The 18,125-nt window shown below is 60.3% G+C and carries 15 protein-coding genes; 10 read left to right on the top strand and 5 right to left on the bottom strand.

The window, feature by feature from the left end; translation table 11 throughout:
- Window positions 1–319: 319 nt before the first annotated feature.
- Together D460_RS0122660 and D460_RS0122655 are read left to right on the top strand one after the other, a co-directional pair.
- Window positions 320–1,585 carry a DNA repair exonuclease gene (locus D460_RS0122660; RefSeq protein WP_018900886.1) on the top strand — a complete coding sequence of 422 codons (1,266 nt, stop codon included), beginning with the start codon at window positions 320–322 and terminating at the stop codon, window positions 1,583–1,585.
- Window positions 1,585–5,058, top strand: coding sequence for an AAA family ATPase (locus D460_RS0122655; RefSeq protein ID WP_018900885.1), 3,474 nt, complete (start codon window positions 1,585–1,587; stop codon window positions 5,056–5,058). Before D460_RS0122660 ends, D460_RS0122655 begins: the two co-directional genes overlap by 1 nt.
- A 32-nt stretch (window positions 5,059–5,090) precedes the next feature.
- Here the strand turns inward: D460_RS0122655 and D460_RS33620 are convergent, their stop codons facing one another.
- The 5 genes from D460_RS33620 to D460_RS33610 are packed head-to-tail and all read right to left on the bottom strand — an operon-like array spanning window position 5,091 to window position 8,344.
- Window positions 5,091–5,978: a CsgG/HfaB family protein gene (locus tag D460_RS33620; RefSeq protein WP_348625648.1), complete on the bottom strand. Its 888-nt coding sequence runs from the start codon at window positions 5,976–5,978 to the stop codon at window positions 5,091–5,093.
- 31 nt (window positions 5,979–6,009) lie between these two features.
- Entirely contained in the window at window positions 6,010–6,435 is a 426-nt protein-coding gene (locus D460_RS0122645; protein WP_018900883.1) for a curli production assembly/transport component CsgF, read from the bottom strand.
- Window positions 6,436–6,440: 5 nt separating this feature from the next.
- Window positions 6,441–6,908, bottom strand: coding sequence for a hypothetical protein (locus tag D460_RS33615; RefSeq protein ID WP_026283421.1), 468 nt, complete (start codon window positions 6,906–6,908; stop codon window positions 6,441–6,443).
- Complete coding sequence (gene csgH / locus D460_RS0122635; protein ID WP_155947832.1) at window positions 6,898–7,227, bottom strand: curli-like amyloid fiber formation chaperone CsgH; 330 nt, start codon at window positions 7,225–7,227, stop codon at window positions 6,898–6,900. The genes D460_RS33615 and csgH overlap by 11 nt, the downstream gene beginning before the upstream one ends.
- A 55-nt stretch (window positions 7,228–7,282) precedes the next feature.
- The gene (locus D460_RS33610) at window positions 7,283–8,344 is read right to left on the bottom strand and encodes a curlin (RefSeq protein ID WP_155947831.1); all 1,062 of its coding nucleotides are present in this window, start codon (window positions 8,342–8,344) and stop codon (window positions 7,283–7,285) included.
- Window positions 8,345–8,593: 249 nt separating this feature from the next.
- On the opposite strand from D460_RS33610, the gene D460_RS33605 reads away from it, so the two are divergent.
- The 8 genes from D460_RS33605 to D460_RS0122585 all read left to right on the top strand — a co-directional run bounded on the left by D460_RS33605 (window position 8,594) and on the right by D460_RS0122585 (window position 18,066).
- Window positions 8,594–9,205 (top strand): hypothetical protein, encoded by a 612-nt coding sequence (locus D460_RS33605; protein WP_155947830.1) that lies wholly within the window; start codon window positions 8,594–8,596, stop codon window positions 9,203–9,205.
- A gap of 181 nt (window positions 9,206–9,386) precedes the next feature.
- Window positions 9,387–9,629 (top strand): DUF2188 domain-containing protein, encoded by a 243-nt coding sequence (locus tag D460_RS0122620; RefSeq protein ID WP_018900878.1) that lies wholly within the window; start codon window positions 9,387–9,389, stop codon window positions 9,627–9,629.
- Window positions 9,630–9,676: 47 nt separating this feature from the next.
- Window positions 9,677–9,910: a BrnA antitoxin family protein gene (locus D460_RS0122615; protein ID WP_018900877.1), complete on the top strand. Its 234-nt coding sequence runs from the start codon at window positions 9,677–9,679 to the stop codon at window positions 9,908–9,910.
- 300 nt (window positions 9,911–10,210) lie between these two features.
- The gene (locus tag D460_RS0122610; RefSeq protein ID WP_026283420.1) at window positions 10,211–11,170 is read left to right on the top strand and encodes a bile acid:sodium symporter family protein; all 960 of its coding nucleotides are present in this window, start codon (window positions 10,211–10,213) and stop codon (window positions 11,168–11,170) included.
- Window positions 11,171–11,444: 274 nt separating this feature from the next.
- Window positions 11,445–13,253 (top strand): ABC transporter ATP-binding protein, encoded by a 1,809-nt coding sequence (locus tag D460_RS0122605; protein WP_037111925.1) that lies wholly within the window; start codon window positions 11,445–11,447, stop codon window positions 13,251–13,253.
- A gap of 10 nt (window positions 13,254–13,263) precedes the next feature.
- A complete protein-coding gene (locus D460_RS0122600) occupies window positions 13,264–15,165 on the top strand; it encodes an ABC transporter ATP-binding protein (protein ID WP_018900874.1) in 1,902 nt (633 codons plus the stop codon).
- 783 nt (window positions 15,166–15,948) lie between these two features.
- Window positions 15,949–16,824 (top strand): hypothetical protein, encoded by an 876-nt coding sequence (locus D460_RS0122590; protein ID WP_018900872.1) that lies wholly within the window; start codon window positions 15,949–15,951, stop codon window positions 16,822–16,824.
- A 21-nt stretch (window positions 16,825–16,845) separates the two neighbouring features.
- Entirely contained in the window at window positions 16,846–18,066 is a 1,221-nt protein-coding gene (locus D460_RS0122585) for a Fic family protein (RefSeq protein ID WP_113236961.1), read from the top strand.
- The last annotated feature ends 59 nt before the right edge of the window (window positions 18,067–18,125 follow it).

Raw genomic sequence — 18,125 nt, 5'->3', positions numbered from 1 at the left:
ACCAATCAGCATCGCAGCCAATCAAAGAAATCCAGAGCGAAAGTCACCGTCGCCAGCAGCGCCGCCGCCCTCGTTCTGTGAAGCGGCTTATAAGGCCCCAGAGCCAAACAAGTCAACAAGCCTTTTTCAAAAAATCGCAGTTTCTGGCAACTGACTGATTTTGATAGGGAATTTCCAGAAGGCTCGTTTCGGTGCCGGAAACGGCGTTGAAACTGTCGAGGTTGTGCCTTCCCCGGCCTGCTTAAAGACCAGACGCCGGCTGACGGTGGCATGAGCAGGACCGATCTGCCATATAGTGACGCGCACCCTTGAGGATCTGATGCCGTTTCGCTTCGTACATACCGCCGACATTCACCTGGATTCCCCCCTGCGCTCGCTTGCACTGCGCGATGAAGCGCTGGCCGAACTGATCGGCAACGCCACGCGGGCGGCTTTCGTTTCGATCATCGACCTCTGCCTGGAAGAACAGGTCGACGCACTGATCATTGCCGGCGACCTCTATGATGGCGATCAGACGTCTATGAAGACGGCGCGCTTTCTGGCCGCGCAGATGCAGCGGCTGAATGCGGCTGGGATCGCGGCCTACAAGATACGCGGCAACCACGACGCGCTTTCCAAGATCACCCAGGAGCTCGTACTCCCTGACAACGTCAAGGTGTTCGGCGGGCGCGCGGAAGCCGTCGAGCGCATCAAGGATGGTCTCGATATCGCGATCCATGGCTTGAGCTTCGCCAAGCCGCAAGCGCCAGAATCGCTGCTGCCGAAATTCAGGGCGCCGCTCGCGGGCGCGGTCAATATCGGTATCATGCATACGAGCCTCGCCGGCGCACAGGGGCATGACGTCTATGCGCCCTGCAGCGTCTCGGAGCTACATGCCTCCGGCTTCGATTACTGGGCGCTTGGGCATATCCATCAGCGGACGCACCATCACGGCGCACGCACGGTGATCATGCCCGGCATGCCGCAGGGCCGCGACATCAACGAGGCCGGCGCCAAGACCGTATCACTGGTGACGATCGCGGATGACCGGACGATCACCATCGAGGAGCGTCTGACCAGTGTTGCTCAATTCGAACGGGTGGGCGTCGATCTCACCGATATCTCGGAATGGCGGGAGGCGGCAGGCGCCATCGAGCTAGCGCTGGCGCGGCAACGCGAGGCGACTGCCTCGCCTCACCTCGTCGCTCGCTTGCGGCTCACTGGGCAGACGCCGCTATCGTGGCGCCTTCATCGCGATATCGATCTCCTGCGCACCGAGGCAGAGGAACGCGGCGATCGCATCGGCCAGACCTGGATCGAAAAGCTGGAGCTTGCTGTGCACACGCCCGAGGAGGTTGGGAAAGTCACCGCTGATCCTGTCATCGAGCTTGGCCAGCTTATGCGCGACCGGGTCATGGCGAGCGCCGGCTTTCGCGACGAGATCGGCGAGATGGTCAAGGACCTGCTCGCGGACCTGCCGCCGGAAAGCCGTCGATTTGCCGGCGACGACCCGGCGAGCTTCGAGCGCTTTATAGATGAGTTGATGCTTGAAGGTGCCGACGACATCACCGCCAGAATGAAGACCTGGGATCACGGAGAGAACTGATGCGCCTTCGCCGTCTCGACCTGACCCGCTACGGGAAATTTACCGACCATTCGATCGATTTCGGTCAGCCCTCCAAGGGCGAGCCGGACCTTCACATTATATACGGCCTGAACGAGGCAGGAAAATCGACCACATTCGATGCCTTTCTCGATTTGCTCTTCGGGATCGGCGCCACCAGCGACTACAACTTTATTCATCCCTATAATTCCATGCAGATCGGCGCGCGGCTGGAGTTCGACGGCGGCGAGCATGAGCTCGTGCGGCTGAAGCGTCGAACCGGCAGTCTCGTCAACAGCAGCGGTCAGCCGGTCAACGAGGGCATGCTGTCGACAGCACTCGGCGGGATCGGGCGCGATGCCTACAGGACAATGTTTTCGCTCGACGACCACTCCCTGAAAGAGGGCGGGCAGGCGATCGTCCAGAGCAAGGGCGAATTGGGCGAATTGCTGTTTTCGGCAAGCTCGGGCCTCGCCGGCCTCAACAGATCGCTGGTCATGGCGGCGGACGATGCGGCCGCTATTCATCGCAAGCGTTCTTCAAGCACCAAGCTCGCCGAGCTGAAGCGAGCGCTCGAAGCGCTGAAGAACGAGCGCAACGCCATCGACACCTTCGCGGCCGCCTATTCGGTGCTCGCGGTAACCTTGACGCAGGCCAGCGCATCCTACGATGCGGCTAACGCCGAATTGGCCGAGGCCAAGCTTCGGCAGGCGGAGCTGAACCGCATTCTCGCAACGCTGCCGCTGACATCCGAACTCGACCGACTTGCGGCGGAATTCGCCGGCCTTGGCGAACTGCCACGGCCGCCGGCGGATTGGTTCGCGCTGCTGCCGCAGCTTTCGCGCGACGAGACACGGTTGCAGGCGCTCGCGGAGACCGCCGAACGCTCCATTCGCCAATTGTCGGATGAGATCGACGACATGGTCGTCGATGAGCAGGCCCTGTCGATTGGCGCGGCGATGGAAACGCTGGAGATTGGCCGAGCGCGCTATCGGGCGGCCGCGGACGATCTGCCGAAGCGCAGAAACGCACTGGCCGAACAGGAGGGCATCCTGTCGCGGTTGCTGTTCGATCTTGATCAGGCGGGACATACAAATCCCGAGAGGTTGTTGCTGCCAGCGCCATCCGTTGGCGCCATCCGCGACTTGATGGAGAAACGCTCTGGGATCGACGCGGAGATCGCTTCCGCCGAGCGCGAGCTCAAGCGCGCCAACGATACGCTCAATCGCTTGAAGGAAGACGCGGCCGAATTTGACGGTGAAATCGGACTGGAACCCGATGCGCAATCTCGCACCGAGACCGCACTCGCCAGGCTGACGGATACAGACCTGCTCTCGCGTCTCGCCGTCGAGGAGCGCTCCTATCGCCAGGTCCACCGCAATCTCGACGATCGCATCGCGCTGCTGGTGCCTTGGTCGGGCGACTTGGACGAGTTGGCGGCGATGAAGTCGGCGGACTCACGACAACTGGATATGTGGCGATCGCAAGCGACGTCGATCGACAAGCGCGTGAGCGAGCATCGCGGCAAGCTTCGCGACCTCACCAGCGAACGAGCCGCGACTTTGGCGCGGATCGCTGCGTTTGCGAGCGAGGGCACGGTCGACGACAGCGCGGCACAGGCCTTGCGTAGAGCGCGCGACGCGGCCTGGCAGAGCCATCTCACCACGCTCGACGGCGCCACCGCTTCCACATTCGAGCAGGCGATGGGGCAAGACGATGCCGCAACGGACAATCGGTTGGCTCGCGCAAAGGAACTCGCCGACCTCCGCCAGCTGACGCTTGCCGCCGCCGCCGGCGCGGCCGCTATCGATCGGCAGCAGGAGTTGCTTGCGGAAGCGCGGGGGGATCACGATGCCTTGGCGGACAAGATCGGCACATATTTGCCCGATGCCATCGAGGCCGGGCCGGATGCGCTGGAGCGGCTGGTTGCGCTTGAGAGCTGGACCGGCAGGCGGAGTGTTGCGCTTTCGGCCCAGGATGATCTGAAGAAAAGCGAATATGAACTCGAGGCGCTCCGCTCCGAACTCGGGCGGCATCGCACCGAACTCGAGGCAGCCCTGACCGAAGCCGGCGCGCGGTTTGATGCCGACATGCCGATCGCAGACCTGACGCGAGCGGCAGCGAGACTGCTCGCCGACAGCAGGAGCCGGGAGGAGGCGCGTGCCAACCATAAGAAGGCGGTGAGCGGGCTGACACGCGATATCGCGGAGCGGGAGCGTGACCATCAGCAGGCGGTTCTCGCGGCGGATACATGGCGTGATGCCTGGACGGAGGCGCTGTCAGTCACATGGTTTGCCTACAAGGCCACGTCTGTTGCCGCCGTCAGTGCTATTCTGTCTACACTTGCAAGCCTGCCTGGCGTATTGAAGGAGCGTCAGGATCTCGCGCAGCGGGTTTCGGCAATGGAGAATGACCAGAGGCAATTTCGGGCCGAGTTGGCCAATATTCTTGGACAGACAGAGGCCGATATCCATTCAGGCGATGTGCTCGCCGCCGCCAATGCGCTCGTCGAGCGTTACAACGCCGCCTTGCGCGATCAGCAGCATCGCGCGGACAGACAGGTCACGCTTGAAAAGCTGCAGGCCGATCGCCAGGCACTCGACGCGGAGCTTGCCATTCACAACGCCCGCAAGGCGGAACTGACGAGCTATTTCGGCGCCGACACTCTGGCGACTGTCGGAAGCTATCTTGAGGCAGCCAAGGAGCGGGACCGGATCGAGAAGCGCATGGCGGAGCTTCGCGAGAAGATTGCCCAGGGGCTGCGCACCAGGACATATGAGGACGCGGCACGGCTGTTGTCCGAGATAGACGCCGCCGAGGTCGAGCACAGCGCGCTCAATCTTGAAGCCCGGATCGAGGATCTTACGGAGCGCGCGCGGGAACTCTATGCCGACATGACCCGCGCCAAGGACAAGCTCGATGCCGTGGGCGGCGACGACGCGGTTGCCCGCATCGAAGCCAAGCGCCGGACGCTTCTGCTTGAGATCGAGGCGCTCGCCATCCGCTACCTAACGCTTCGAACCGGCACGCTGGCGGCCGAACAGGCGCTGCATCTCTATCGCGACAGGCATCGCAGCTCGATGATGAACCGCGCTTCACAAGCGTTTCAGACGATCACCGGCGGCAATTACTCGGGCCTCGCCACGCAGCCAGATAAGGACAAGGAGATCCTGATCGGCGTATCGCGCGATGGGGGATCGAAACTCGCCGATTCCATGTCGACGGGAACGCAGTTCCAGCTCTATCTGGCGCTGAGGCTGGCTGGTTACGAGGAGTTCGCGGCCGTTCGGCCGGCTGTGCCGTTCGTCGCCGACGATATCATGGAGAGCTTCGACAATCCCCGCTCCGAGGAGGTGTTCCGCCTGCTTGGCGAGATGGCGAAAGTGGGCCAGGTGATCTATCTCACGCACCATCTGCATCTTTGCGAGATCGCCAAGTCGGTCGTTCCTCAGGTGAAAATCCATCAGCTGAGCTAGGCAGCGGAACGACGGCGGCAACGGCATCGAGGTCAGAATGTCTTGACGGCCTCCGCGTTTTCGATCGCCGCGACATCGCCCGGCCGATCGCGCTTGACGTACTCGTTGACGAGCGGTGTGGCGACGGCCGGATTGCTGAAGCTCCATATTCCCGAGCGCACGCCTTCCATGACAGTGGCGTAGACCGCGAGGTCGATCGCCTGCCGGACGGCGAGCTGCGTCGGTTCGTTGCGGGTGTAACCGGCCTCGATCTGCAGCAACTTGTCCGTCGAGACGAACTTGTAGACATTGGCGTTCACGCCGGCGGAATAGACGGTCTTCGTCGTCGTGACGCTCAGGAGCACCTCGCCCGTCTGCACCGACACGATACGGACGCCGACAGTGACCACGTCTCGACGATATTGCGCATCGGCGCCGATGCCGAGGAAATTAGCCCCGACGCCGCCGGTGATCGTGTTGGCATCATAGGTCAGGATGCCGCCTTGAACGATGAGCCCGGCGAAGCGGATGGGCGGCAATGTCTTCATCGCGTCCATCGAATATTCCTGCCGCGTGGCGCGGATCAGCTGGCGCTCCTGCAGAAGATCGTTCAGGCCCGTGCGCTCGACCACGGTAAACCAGTTGCCGCCGCCCGCGCGCTTTAGCGCATCGATGATCAGGCCCGAGCCACCCTGGGTCACGGCCCGGGAGAAGACCGCGACATTGTCGTTCGGCTCGTTCTTGCCGGTGAGATCGGGGAACTGGTAGACGGCGATATCGACCTTCTTCGCCGGCGGCGGAAGGTTTTCGAGGTTTGTGCGCGTCGGCGACGGCGGCGTTACCACCGGCGGCTCCTGAAGCGGTTCCTTGGTGGCTGTTGTCTCCACGCAGCCCGTAAGCAGCAAGGCACTAAGGATAGCGAGAACTCGAACCATTTTCATACGCGGTACTTCCACGAGACGTTGAGGCGCTTTACGGGGTCGCAGGCACGGTCACATTGGTGATCGTCGAGCCGTCATTGATGCTGATCTGAATTTCACCACCGACGCGCACGAAGGAGATCGTCGTTCCGGCCAGCGTGTAGCTCCCGCTTGTCTGGGCATTCGCGCCGAACAGGGATTCCGTGATCTGATTGGCGAGCGAGGCGTAAAGCTGGCTGGTCAGCTGGTTGGCGAACATCTGCCCGGGGGTCAGCGCCGAGGGGCCGGATATCGCGGACTTGCCGCTGTCCTTGTGCTGGTTCTGCGCATCGGCCTGCGACATCATCCAGTTTCCGTTCAGCGGGCTGCCGCCGAAGGCCGGATTGACCGGTGTATAGACCAGGCTGCCGGCCTGCGCCGCGCAGGCCGAGAGCAGAACCGCCAGGCCACCTAATACACTTCTCAGACGTTGTGCCATCGCCGCTACCTCTGACTGAATTGTTGGACCGTGATGGTCTGCCCGCTGACCGTCGAGGACAGGCCGTAGCTCAAGCCATTGCCCATCTGCGTCTGCAGGACCGTGTTGTTGCTTCCGGTCAGTGCGACGCTGGCGCTGTTATTGTTGCCGACCTGCAGGCTCTCGACCGCGTTTGCATCGCCGGTCACCGAATAGGAGACCCAGTTGCCGTCGCCGATCTGCGTCTCGGAAATGCGGTTCCCGACGCCGTTCTGCGTGATCGAAGCGGAGTTGTTCGACCCAGTCTGCTCGACCGTCGCGATATTGCCGCCGCCGCTTGGCGTGGCCGTGCTGGCGGGCTGCGGTGCCAGCAGATAGTTGCCGAGATCGGTATAGGCTGATCCTGCGTCCTGCGCGGAAGCCGTGGCGCCCATGAGCGCGAAAATGAGCCCGGCTGTCGCCGATGCGAATTGTAAGGCTGATCTATTTGCCATTGGAGACCTCGTCGAAAACGCATTCGAACTCGGCGCCAAGCGCGTCGCCGCTCAGTTGCACGCGAACGCGCGTGCCTCTGGCGTAATCGAGTTTCGATTCACCGACGAAAACGGGATCACTGGTCGGGATGCTGAAGGAACCGGATTGCGTGACATTGGAATTGCCGCTGCGGCCCTCCTTGAGAACCTCGAAGCGGTATTTGCCGAAGGCCGGCACAGGACTGACGATCCGCCCTCTCAGGCGGATTGCGCTCTTGGAGCGCGTGGCATCGACCGTGCACGAAATTGCCGGGGGAGACCCCATATCCATTCCACCCATTCCACCCCTCCTGTGGAAGTGGGGCGACGTAGCCGCCCCACTGTATGCCATGCGGTTAGTTCTGGACGATGTTGAGGACGTTGCCAACACCGTTCTGCGCCGTTACCGAGATGTTGCCATCGTTGGTCTGAGACAGATTGATATTGTTGGCGTAACCGTCCTGACCGTAGTTCGCGTAGTTATTTGAACCGTTTTGCGTGACGGTCGCGACGTTCTGATACCCGCCCACGCCGTTGATCTGCGTGCCATAGATCTGGTTGCCGTTGCCCGTCTGCGTGAGGGTCGCCAAGGCGTAGTTCCCCTGGTAGCTCTGTACGTTGTTGTTGTTGCCAACCTGCACGATCGACGCATTCGAGAAAACGCCGGCCTGCGTCGACGAAATCTGGTTGGCGAAACCTTGCTGATAGGCGTTGACATACAGCTGATCGCCGGATTGCCCGATGTTCATGCTGTTGCCGTCACCACTGCCTTGCAGAGCGATAACGCCGCTCGCCGTACCGGTGGTCTGGTTGATTGCAATCGAATTGTTGCTGCCAGGCCCGATCACGCGGCCCGTGGACTGATCACCGCCCCACGTGCCTTGACGAACATAGGCGACGCCGCCGTTGCCGCTCTGATTGAGGGACGTGTTGTTATTGAGGCCGCCTTGCAGAACGTCGAATCCATTACGGTAACCATTCTGGACAACGCTGACCTTGCTCGATGTCGCAGTTCCATCCTGCACGATGGAATTGTAGGCACCCCCGTTATTGTAGGCCACGTAGCCATAGCCGTTCTGAGTACCGGACTGCTGCAGCTCAATGTCGTTGCCGTTACCGGACTGATTGATTGCGGCGTTGTTCTGTGTGCCCGACTGGTAGCCCTGCGCATCACGCGCAACCCAGTTGTTGCTACCGGATTGGTTGATCGTCAGCGCATTCTGGCCGGAAAGCCCGCCGTTTTGCTGAATGAAGGGCCGCCACGAGTAACCGATGGTGTTGAAGCCGCCGGTCTGGTTGATCTGGGCATTCTGACCGCTGTCAGTCTGCGTGAAATAGACAGTATTGCTGCCCGCGAAGGCAGACGTTGCGCCGAGAAGCGCGACGACAGCCGTAGACAAAAGAAGATTAGTTCTCATTTTTCGTCCTCCAATTATGAGAATTTCTCTGTGCCGCTTGTATTCGGAACTGACGCAATACACCCAAGGTTACCGATTTCTTAATAAAGCACACAAATATATACGTTATACAACTGTAAATCGCTTCAAACGAGCATCATCCAAAAGGCGTACATAAATAATCGCTAATATTCAAATATCCGCGTTGAACATTTGCCGCGACTAGTGTTGTTTGATGCAAAACACGGGAATTGACGGGAGGAGCGATCGGTGTCCGTGCGTAACGCTCTGGCGGCATGTGTTGTATTGCCTGCTGTTTTCTCCACGCCCACTTTGGCGCAACAGACCGGGTCGACCGCGCCTGCGGCCGCAACGCTATGCGATGCAGACTGCATCCGGTCGAATTCCGAAACCGTCGCACAGATGTGCGCTCGCTCCATCGAGGCCCAGGCGCCGATCGATTTCGAATGGGTAAACCGCCCCTATGCCAGCTTCTTCCAGGAAGCCGACCCGCCCGAGGGACAATCCTCAGTTGTCATCTACCGTGGAGATTCCATCCGCTTCGTGACCCCGAAGAAGGACTGGATCCGGATGACGTTCGAGTGCGCCTACGACGCGACCGCCAAGAAACTTGTCGCCGTTCGCTTGAAGCCCGGCCGCATAGGCCAGCAACCACCCATGATCGCTTCCGCGACGCCGGCACCACCTTCACCGAAGGCCGCGCAGATGCAGCAGCCGAGCCATATCGACGGCGCGGCTCTGGGCGCTGCCATCCAGCGAGCCGTACGGCGGCCCAAAGCACCGGCCAAGCCCTCACGAACGATGAACATCGGCGAGCCAAGCGGCATAGAGGTCGAGCAGATGGCTATTACTCCGAACTGATTTCGCGCGCATCGAAGCCTGCCTGACGCCGAGGCATAATGGCTTACCAAGATTGAAAATCGGCACCGCGATCACCCTCGCGACGGACCATGAGACACCATCCCGCTTGACCTCAAGCCCAGTGCTTCCCAGGTATCCTTGAGCCCATCCGAATGGCATGGGCGCAGCAGGAGATAGCACGATGCAGATTACCTATCACGTCGGACAGCACGATGGTGGCTATGGATATCGCCTTGGCGATGTCTGGTCCGAAACATTTCCCACGCATGGCGCAGCGCTTTCCGCGGCCAAGGCCGCCGCGAGCCGACAGCATGTCGAAGGCCGCGATGCCGAAATCCAGTATCAGACCGCTGATGGGTCGTGGCATACGGAACATGCCAGCGGCGGCGATCGCCCCGATACAGAGGTGATTGACGATCGCTGAGCGCTGGGCGACCTTTCGCCAGAACTTCACCGACACAGGAATATAGAATGGCCACGACACCCCGACGCCCCGTCAATGCAATGGATGCGGCGGAAGCCTTGTTCAAACCCACCAAGAAGCAGCCGGCAGCGGCCGTCGAGCGGCCGGCGATCCCGAATGCGAAGGAAATGGTGTCGATCAAGATCGACAGCGACGTGCTGGCGTTTTTCCAGGAAGACGGTCCCGGCTGGCAGGAGCGTATCAATGACTGCCTGCGCGCTGCGATGAAGGCTGGCCGCTGATTGCCGGACGAGCGGCAGCGCGTCGCCGTGGTGCTAGCCGAGATGCTTGGCAGGGGGCCACGGCGATGCGTGCTGCGCGGCAAACTCAGACTAGCGCTCGCCTTCAACGGGGGAAATTGGGCATGAATATGACGTGTACGTAAAAGGAAATATATAGGATCGAATATCCTTGAATACGGACATTTTCTTATCGAAACGCCCCGATCCGTAACGATCGGAACCGAAAGCAGCGCTACCGGCCTTGACAGCAAAAGCCTTGCGCTCAAAAGCCGGGGCATATGTTTGCTTAAGGTTATCGGCATGAAACTCCTCACGTCACTCTCCGCGTTTGTCGGCAAGACATTCGCCCTCTGGGTCATCCTGTTCGCCGTGCTCGGCTTCCTGCTGCCGGATGTGTTCAAGCATGTGACACCCTATATCGTCACGCTGCTCGGCATCATCATGTTCGGCATGGGCCTGACGATCTCCGTCGATGACTTCCGTGAACTGAGCCGCCGCCCGGTCGAGGTCGCGATCGGCGTCGTCGCGCACTTCGTCATCATGCCGGCGCTCGCTCTGCTCTTGACCGTGCTCATCCCGATGCCGCCGGAAGTCGCGGCCGGCGTCATTCTCGTCGGCTGCTGCCCCGGCGGCACGTCGAGCAACGTGATGACCTATCTCGCCAAGGGCGACGTCGCGCTGAGCGTCGCCTGCACCAGCGTCACCACGCTGGCCGCGCCGATCGTCACGCCCTTCCTCGTCTGGATGTTCGCCAGCCAGTATCTGCCTGTGAACGCCATGGCGATGTTCATGAGTATCCTGCAGGTCATCATCCTGCCGCTGGCGCTGGGCTTCCTGGCACAGAAGGTGCTGCCGCGCCTGGTCGAAAAGACCGTGCCTGCCCTGCCGCTTGTCAGCGTGGTCGGCATCGTGCTGATCGTGGCGGCCGTTGTCGGCGCCAGCAAGGGTGCCATCGCCCAGTCCGGCCTTTTGATCTTCGCAGTCGTCGTCCTGCACAACGGCCTCGGCTATCTGCTCGGCTTCTTCGCCGCAAAGGCGTTCGGCCTCAATCTCTACAAGCGCAAGGCGCTGGCCATCGAAGTCGGCATGCAAAACAGCGGCCTCGGCGCCGCGCTCGCCACCGCATATTTCTCGCCGGTGGCCGCCGTGCCAAGTGCCATCTTCAGCGTCTGGCACAATATCTCCGGCGCGCTTCTGGCGAACTACTTCTCCAGCAGGACCGATGACGCCGCGGAAAACAAGGCGGTCGAGGCCTCCTGACCTTTCGCCGCAAACACCAGACAATCGATGGAATGGCCCGCCAAAAGCGGGCCATTTTCATTTTCGGTCAGGTGCCCGGCGGGGCCTCACGATAAAATAACCAGTTGGTGAATTGTTTACTTGAACGGCCGGTTCGAATCGTCAAAGGTAAGCACGCTAACCAATCCCGTCATCGATTTGCCGTCCCTTGCGGACCCGCGCCGATACACCTCTATTTTGGAATGATACCGTGAGCAGCGATGCTTTGAACCGTGTAGCGAAGCCGTCGGCTTCGATGGCAAAGGCGACTGCGGCAGGATGGGGCAAGGGCCTCTCCACGTTGGTCCGCATCACCGTCATGGCCTTGCGCCACCCATGGCAGTCCGGCCTTGCGATCGGCGCCACCCTGATTGCCTCTTCGTTCCAGCTGATGATCCCGCGCCTGCTCGGGCACGCAGTGGATCACACCCAGGCCGTCGTCGAAGGCGGCGCTGCCGGACTTGTCGCCCAGGATGCGCTGCTGACAACAGCCTTGCTGTTGCTCGGCGCCAGCGTGATGCGCGGCGTCTTCACCATGGTCCAGAACTACTACAGCGAAAGTGTCGGCCACCACATGGGCTACGAACTTCGCATCGCCTGCTACGAAAAGATCCAGCGGCTCTCCTTCAGCTTCCACGACAGCGTGCACTCCGGCGACCTGATCACCATCGGCCTACTCGATCTGGAAGGCGTGCGCATGTATTTCTCTACGGCGCTGGTGCGCATGGTGCTGCTGACCATGCTGATCGGTATCGGCGCCTACATGCTTCTGTCGACCGACGTGGTGCTTGGCCTGCTGGCGCTGAGCTTCGTGCCCTTCGTCGGCTGGCGTTCATCGGTGACGCAGCTGCGGTTGCGCGCAACATGGCTGGTGCTGCAGGAGCGGCTTTCGGTCCTGACCCGGATCATGGAAGAAAACCTCGGCGGCATTCGCGTCGTCCGCGCCTTCGCGTCCCACGCCTACGAGATCTCGAAGTTCGATGCGGCGTCGAAGAGCGCGCTGGAGCTCGCGCATCAACGCGTCGGTATCCGCGTCGTCAACACCAGCGCCATGACCTTCTCTTTCTTCGCCGCCATGGGCCTCGTGCTCTGGGTCGGCGGCGGCAAGGTGATATCGGGCGAAATCACGGTCGGTACGCTCGCATCCTTCCTCACCTTCATGACCATCCTGCAGATGCCGGTGCGCCAGCTCGGTCTGATGGTCAACGCCTTCGCCCGCGCTTCAACCTGCGGCACGCGACTGTTCGAGTTACTCGATCTCGAGATCGCCGTTCGCGACGCGCCGGATGCTAGGGAGTTGAAGATCACCGAGGGTACGCTTCGGTTCGAGAATGTAAGCTTCGGCTATCCAAGCACGCCGACGCAGCAGGCGTTGCGCGGTATCTCTTTCGAGGCAAAGCGTGGCGAGACAATCGGCATCGTCGGCCCGCCCGGCAGCGGCAAGTCGACGCTCGCACATCTGATCCCCCGGTTCTACGATGTCACCGGCGGCCGCGTCACAATCGACGGCCAGGATGTGCGCAAGGCGACGCTTCAGTCGCTGCGTCGCTCCGTCTCCATCGTGCAGCAGGATTCCTTCCTCTTCACGACATCGATCGAGAACAACATCGCCTATGGCGACCCATGGGCGAAGGAAAGCCGTATCGCCGGCGCCAGCGAAAGCGCGCAGCTGCACAACTACGTGCTCGGCCTGCCGACGGGCTATGACACCGTCGTCGGCGAACGCGGCGTGTCGCTCTCCGGCGGCCAGCGCCAACGCCTGTCGATCGCCCGTGCCCTGATGCTGAAGCCCGCGGTGATGGTCTTCGACGATTCCACGGCCGCAATCGATGCCGCGACCGAGCAACGCATCCGCTCCGCGATGCGCAAATACGCCGCCGACCGGGTGACGATCATCGTCGCCCACCGGCTGAGCTCGCTGATGCATGCGGACCAGATATTGTTCATAGAGGAAGGCGAGATCGTCGAGCGGGGCACACACGAGGAGCTGCTGGCCGCGAGCGGGCGCTACAAGGCGCTTTACGATCTGCAGGTGCGTCCCGGCGACGAAGCCGTGAGCGCCTAGGGAGGAAGACATGGCCGAGGAAATGGAAACCGAACGCTCCGACGTTCGCGAGGACGGACGCCGGCCGCCGCGCGCGGTGGTAGGATCGCAGCGCGTCGAAGAGGAGATGTTCGGCAAGGCGTTCGACGGCAACGTCATCAAGCGGATCTGGGCCTTCGTCCGGCCCTACCGGCGCGACGTGGTGCTCTCGGTCTGCGCGGTCCTGACGTTCACGCTGATGCAGCTGATGATCCCGCTGATCATCCGCTACGCGATCGACCACGGCATGCAACAGGACGGCAGCCATTCGGCGTTGACATGGGCCGTCGTGGCCTTCCTCGTGGCGATCCTCATCAATTACGGGGCGAGCTACGCGCAGGAAACACTGGTCGGCGGAGTGGCCGAAAACGTGCTCTTCGACATTCGCCGGCAAATGTTCTCGCATCTGCAGCGCGTCTCGCTGTCCTTCATGGATAAGACCGAGGTAGGCCGCCTGATGTCGCGCCTGCAGGGCGACGTCAATTCGATGCAGGAATTCCTGGAAACATCGGTTCTCTCAGTCGGCGATATGACGCTCCTCGTCGGTATCGTCGGCGTCATGCTTTATCTCGATCCGAAACTTGGGCTGCTGACGCTTTCGGTCCTGCCGATCCTGTTCATCGTGCGTCTCTTCTGGCTGCCGCTTGCGCGCAAGTCGTTCATGGCCGCGCACGAGACCAATTCGGTGGCCAACGGCGCCTTGGCCGAGGCGATCCATGGCGTGCGCGCCGTGCAGAGCATGGACCGGCAGGGCGTCAACTTCACGCTCTACGACGACAAGGCGAAGGCAAACCTTCTGACCCATCTCACCGCGGCGCGTTATGCGCAGGTGATGGTGCCGATCGTCGATTCCCTGACCGGTGTCGCCATGGCGCTGGTCATCGTCGTCGGCGGCGCGCGCGTGCTCAACCAGGCGCTCGACGTCGGCGTGCTTGTAGCCTTCCTCTTCTACATCCAGCGCTTCTTCGACCCGATCCGTTCTCTTACGCTCCAATACTCCGTCATGCAGCGCGCCATGGCATCCGGCCAGCGCTTGACCGAAGTGCTCGATGTACCGATCGACATCAAGGACGCAGCCGATGCGGTGGTTCTCTCAAAGGACATGGACGGCTCCGTCGAGTTTCGCGACGTAGTCTTTGGCTATAATCCGAAGCATCCGGTGCTTAAACATGTCTCTTTCAAGGTCAATCCGGGCGAAACGGTCGCTCTGGTCGGCCCGACCGGCTCGGGCAAGTCGAGCTGTATGTCGCTGATCCATCGTTTCTATGATGTTCAGCAGGGACAGGTGCTCGTCGGCGGCCACGATGTCCGCGCGCTGACGCAGGATTCGCTCGGCGACCAGATCGCCATGGTGCTGCAGGAGCCTTTCCTCTTTACCGGAACCGTGTTCGAAAACATCCGTTATCACAAGCACGACGCGACGCGGGAGAAGGTCATCGAAGCCGCCAAGGCCGTCGGCGCGCATGAGTTCATCATGCGCCTGCCTGAGGGATACGACAGCATGCTGGGCGAGCGCGGCGGAAATCTCTCGCTCGGACAGCGCCAGCTTCTGTCCTTCGCGCGCGCGCTGGTGGCCGATGCGAAGATCCTGGTGCTGGACGAGGCGACGGCGAATATCGACAGCTATACGGAGATGCTGATCCAGAAGGCGCTAGTGAAATTGCTGGAGGGTCGCACCGGCCTGGTGATCGCTCACAGGCTGGCGACCATCCGCGAGGCCGACCGGATCATCGTTCTGCAGAACGGTGAACTGGTAGAAAGCGGCAGCCACCAGCAACTCATGGCGAACCGCAAGCTTTACGCGCGTCTCTACGACCTCAACTACGCATCATTCGACGATATTCCGGAAACAGTTCTTGTGGGGAGCCAGCAGGAAAGCCCCAACTCCACCTAAAGTCCCAAGCAAGTTAAAGTAATATCCTGTATTTTCGCGATACATTCAAACCTGTCTGTTTATTATATCGATAATTTTGATCACGGACTTGTGTACGCCAGAGTAAAATTCGCCCCCTCTTTTCTTTCGAACGTAAAATTTGATCATTATTTTCTCGGAAAATTCCGCTTCATTATTCTAAGATGCTATATACATACTACAATGTGCGGAACTGGCGACATCTCCACCTTTATTGACCCGCCGTTACACCCCCCTTCCCTCCTTAGACGCTGGCGAAAAACACCTAGCTGTTGACCCGGGATTCCTTCTCAACAACCTTTGTTTTAGTGACGACAGCCAAGGCCCGTTTCACCTCGCCACCCGATCTTTCGGGACCCAGCGACCTGTGCAAAAGTCCCGGTCTCACAGACTTTGATAACCTCATGAGCGCCTTTGTGTTGAGCGATATGGACCCTGCCATATCCTACATGACAGGTCGAACTATCGCGTCGACCCAATGTTGTCGAAGACAATCAAGATTATCAACAAAGCGGAAATTGCGCTGTATGCGCTGTCCATGCTTTCGCCATTGAGGCCGATCGAAGAGTTGGACCCCTTAGCGGCGTTCGCCGCGCTATGAGTATTTGGTCTGAGCGCTAGCGCCAGTGACGACGCTAGTCTATGCAACCACGCCGGAAACGCGGCGCTGCGTTCTGTGCCCTAGCGCAGGTCCCTTGACCACCCACCCAAGCGTCAACGGGAATCGGTCACCCAAAATTTCGCTTGCAGCTCATTGATATTCGCATGACCATTTTCAGTGACATAAACAGAGAGCCTTTGATGATGGAAGCCACAACCACCCGACCCGCCTACCCCCTTGAACTACTGATGGAGGACCCAGACCTCTGCGTTCTTCCACTACGCTTCCACGATAAGTATTCAGACGGCAGTCGATTGGTGGCCGCCCCTACCCTATCGATGGCGATCACTGAGGCACTGCCATCGATGGCTCCCGCGCGGACGATCTTCGGGGCCCGGCCAATGCCTAAGAAAGGACGTTCTTACGGGTGCCACGAGATCACCTTTCCCCGTGCGGATGACCGATCCACCGACGGCTACGCGGAATGGGGAATTCGGAAGTCGGTCACCTTCGAGGATGAGATAGAGATATTCGACGCCTCCGAAGAATTCGACACTGCGGAAGGCGTGCTACGATATCGCGCCCACGAGCTGGGAGACGATGAAACGTCCCTCTCCGCCATCCAGGACAGCGTCGTCCGCTATCTAGAAGCATTCGATAATTTGGCGCTATGGGACCCCAAAGCTCCGACGGACCTCGTAGTAGGATTGAACGAACTGTTCGAAGGGCGGGATTGGACGCGTTTTGCCTCTGCAAGTGAGCTGGAGGTCCAGAAGGTGACGCTCACCCACGTCGAGTTCCTCCCGTATGATGACGATTTGGCCCTCATCCGGTTCGATTACATCAATGGCGCGGAAAATGGCCGAGAGATGAACTACCTAAAGCTCGGTGGCGAACGGCCTACTGTGGTGCGTCACGGATGGAGCGGTCTACGGTCCGCGAAATCTGCGTTCAAGGGACGTCAGCTAAACCAAGTATACGACGCTCTGCAGCGAGAGGTGGACGCCTTGACAACTAAGAATAATCGTCTGGAAAGATGAGGCGAGACCAGGAGGCTTATGGTGGTAGCGGACGACGACGGCGAGAGCATTGGCCTGTTTGAGCCCCTTCTCGTATCCGAAGGGGCAAAGTCTCGGTCAAAGCTGAACGAGTTGGCCATCTCGCTGGTGGAAAAATCTTCGGCTTTGGCGGCTTCCCTGCCGACACCGATCGCGGCCTCTCTCTCGGATCTTGTCGAGGTCGTCGACTGCTATCACAGCAATCTAATCGAAGGCCACAAGACCGATCCGCTCGATATCGATCGTGTGATGCGAGGCGACTACAGTGACGACGTTGAAACGCGCGATCTACAACTGGAGGCCCGCGCACACATCGAAGTGCAGCAGTGGATCAGCCGTCAGAAAAACGAAGCGACGTCTTTCTCGTTCGAGTTCGTCCGCGAAATTCATAGGCGCTTCTGCGGGGGCCTTCCTCCTAGCTTTCTTCTCGTGGGCACCGGTGAGCATGACCGAACGCGAGTGTTAGAACCCGGAGCCATCAGGACCTATAGAGTGCAGGTGGGTCGACATGTGGCAATCAGCCCAGCGGCGGTGCCTCGGTTCCTGGCGCGTATGGAACAGGCCTATAAGCCCCAAGGCCGAACTGAAAGGATACTGGCCGCCTCTTGTTGCCATCATCGCTTGCTTTGGGTGCATCCGTTTCTCGATGGTAACGGTCGCGTCGCCAGACTTCTAGCCTCGAACGCCATTCGGTCGGAAACCAGCACGAACTTGCTCTGGTCTCTATCTCGTGGTCTCGCGCGACGGGGGAAGGAGTATAAAGCGCATCTTCAGTCTTGCGATGAGCCGCGCCGTGGCAGTCTTGACGGTCGTGGAACTCTCAGCGAAGGCGCCCTTGCTGCTTTCGTTGAGTACGTGCTTGAGACCTGTCTCGAAGAGGTGACGTTCATGAGCGATCTCATGAGGCCGCAGGAGCTGCGTGACCGCTTGATGAAATGGGCACTGGACGAGATCCGGTCAGGATCACTGCCTCCACAAGCTGACGTGGTCTTGGGGGCTCTCATCACTTGCGGAGAGTTGGATCAGGCCGAGGTTGACGCCCTAACGGACACCCGCAACGGCCCAGCCAAACAACTGTCCACAGCGCTGATTGAGTCCGGGGTAGCCCAAGCCAAAACTTTGCATTCGGGCCTCCGGCTGTCGTTTCCTGTCCGCCTAAAGGATCAGCTACTACCCGGAATTTTCCTGATGGACCAAGCCGGACAAACAATCAGAGAAATTTAGCGACATTCTGTGACGCTATGCGATGGCGCTACGACCTAATGCTATCGCGCCCGTTGTGC

Origin of the sequence: Rhizobium sp. 2MFCol3.1, assembly GCF_000377565.1 — a bacterium.
Taxonomy (GTDB): Bacteria; Pseudomonadota; Alphaproteobacteria; order Rhizobiales; family Rhizobiaceae; genus Rhizobium.
This window is presented reverse-complemented; position numbering and strand designations above follow the sequence as displayed.

Coding starts and splice junctions, on each gene's coding strand:
- D460_RS0122660 (WP_018900886.1), top strand. CDS start 320: ATGCCGTTTCGCTTCGTACATACCGCCGACATTCACCTGGATTCCCCC.
- D460_RS0122655 (WP_018900885.1), top strand. CDS start 1,585: ATGCGCCTTCGCCGTCTCGACCTGACCCGCTACGGGAAATTTACCGAC.
- D460_RS33620 (WP_348625648.1), bottom strand. CDS start 5,978: ATGAAAATGGTTCGAGTTCTCGCTATCCTTAGTGCCTTGCTGCTTACG.
- D460_RS0122645 (WP_018900883.1), bottom strand. CDS start 6,435: ATGGCACAACGTCTGAGAAGTGTATTAGGTGGCCTGGCGGTTCTGCTC.
- D460_RS33615 (WP_026283421.1), bottom strand. CDS start 6,908: ATGGCAAATAGATCAGCCTTACAATTCGCATCGGCGACAGCCGGGCTC.
- csgH (WP_155947832.1), bottom strand. CDS start 7,227: ATGGGTGGAATGGATATGGGGTCTCCCCCGGCAATTTCGTGCACGGTC.
- D460_RS33610 (WP_155947831.1), bottom strand. CDS start 8,344: ATGAGAACTAATCTTCTTTTGTCTACGGCTGTCGTCGCGCTTCTCGGC.
- D460_RS0122620 (WP_018900878.1), top strand. CDS start 9,387: ATGCAGATTACCTATCACGTCGGACAGCACGATGGTGGCTATGGATAT.
- D460_RS0122615 (WP_018900877.1), top strand. CDS start 9,677: ATGGCCACGACACCCCGACGCCCCGTCAATGCAATGGATGCGGCGGAA.
- D460_RS0122610 (WP_026283420.1), top strand. CDS start 10,211: ATGAAACTCCTCACGTCACTCTCCGCGTTTGTCGGCAAGACATTCGCC.
- D460_RS0122605 (WP_037111925.1), top strand. CDS start 11,445: ATGGCAAAGGCGACTGCGGCAGGATGGGGCAAGGGCCTCTCCACGTTG.
- D460_RS0122600 (WP_018900874.1), top strand. CDS start 13,264: ATGGCCGAGGAAATGGAAACCGAACGCTCCGACGTTCGCGAGGACGGA.
- D460_RS0122590 (WP_018900872.1), top strand. CDS start 15,949: ATGACCATTTTCAGTGACATAAACAGAGAGCCTTTGATGATGGAAGCC.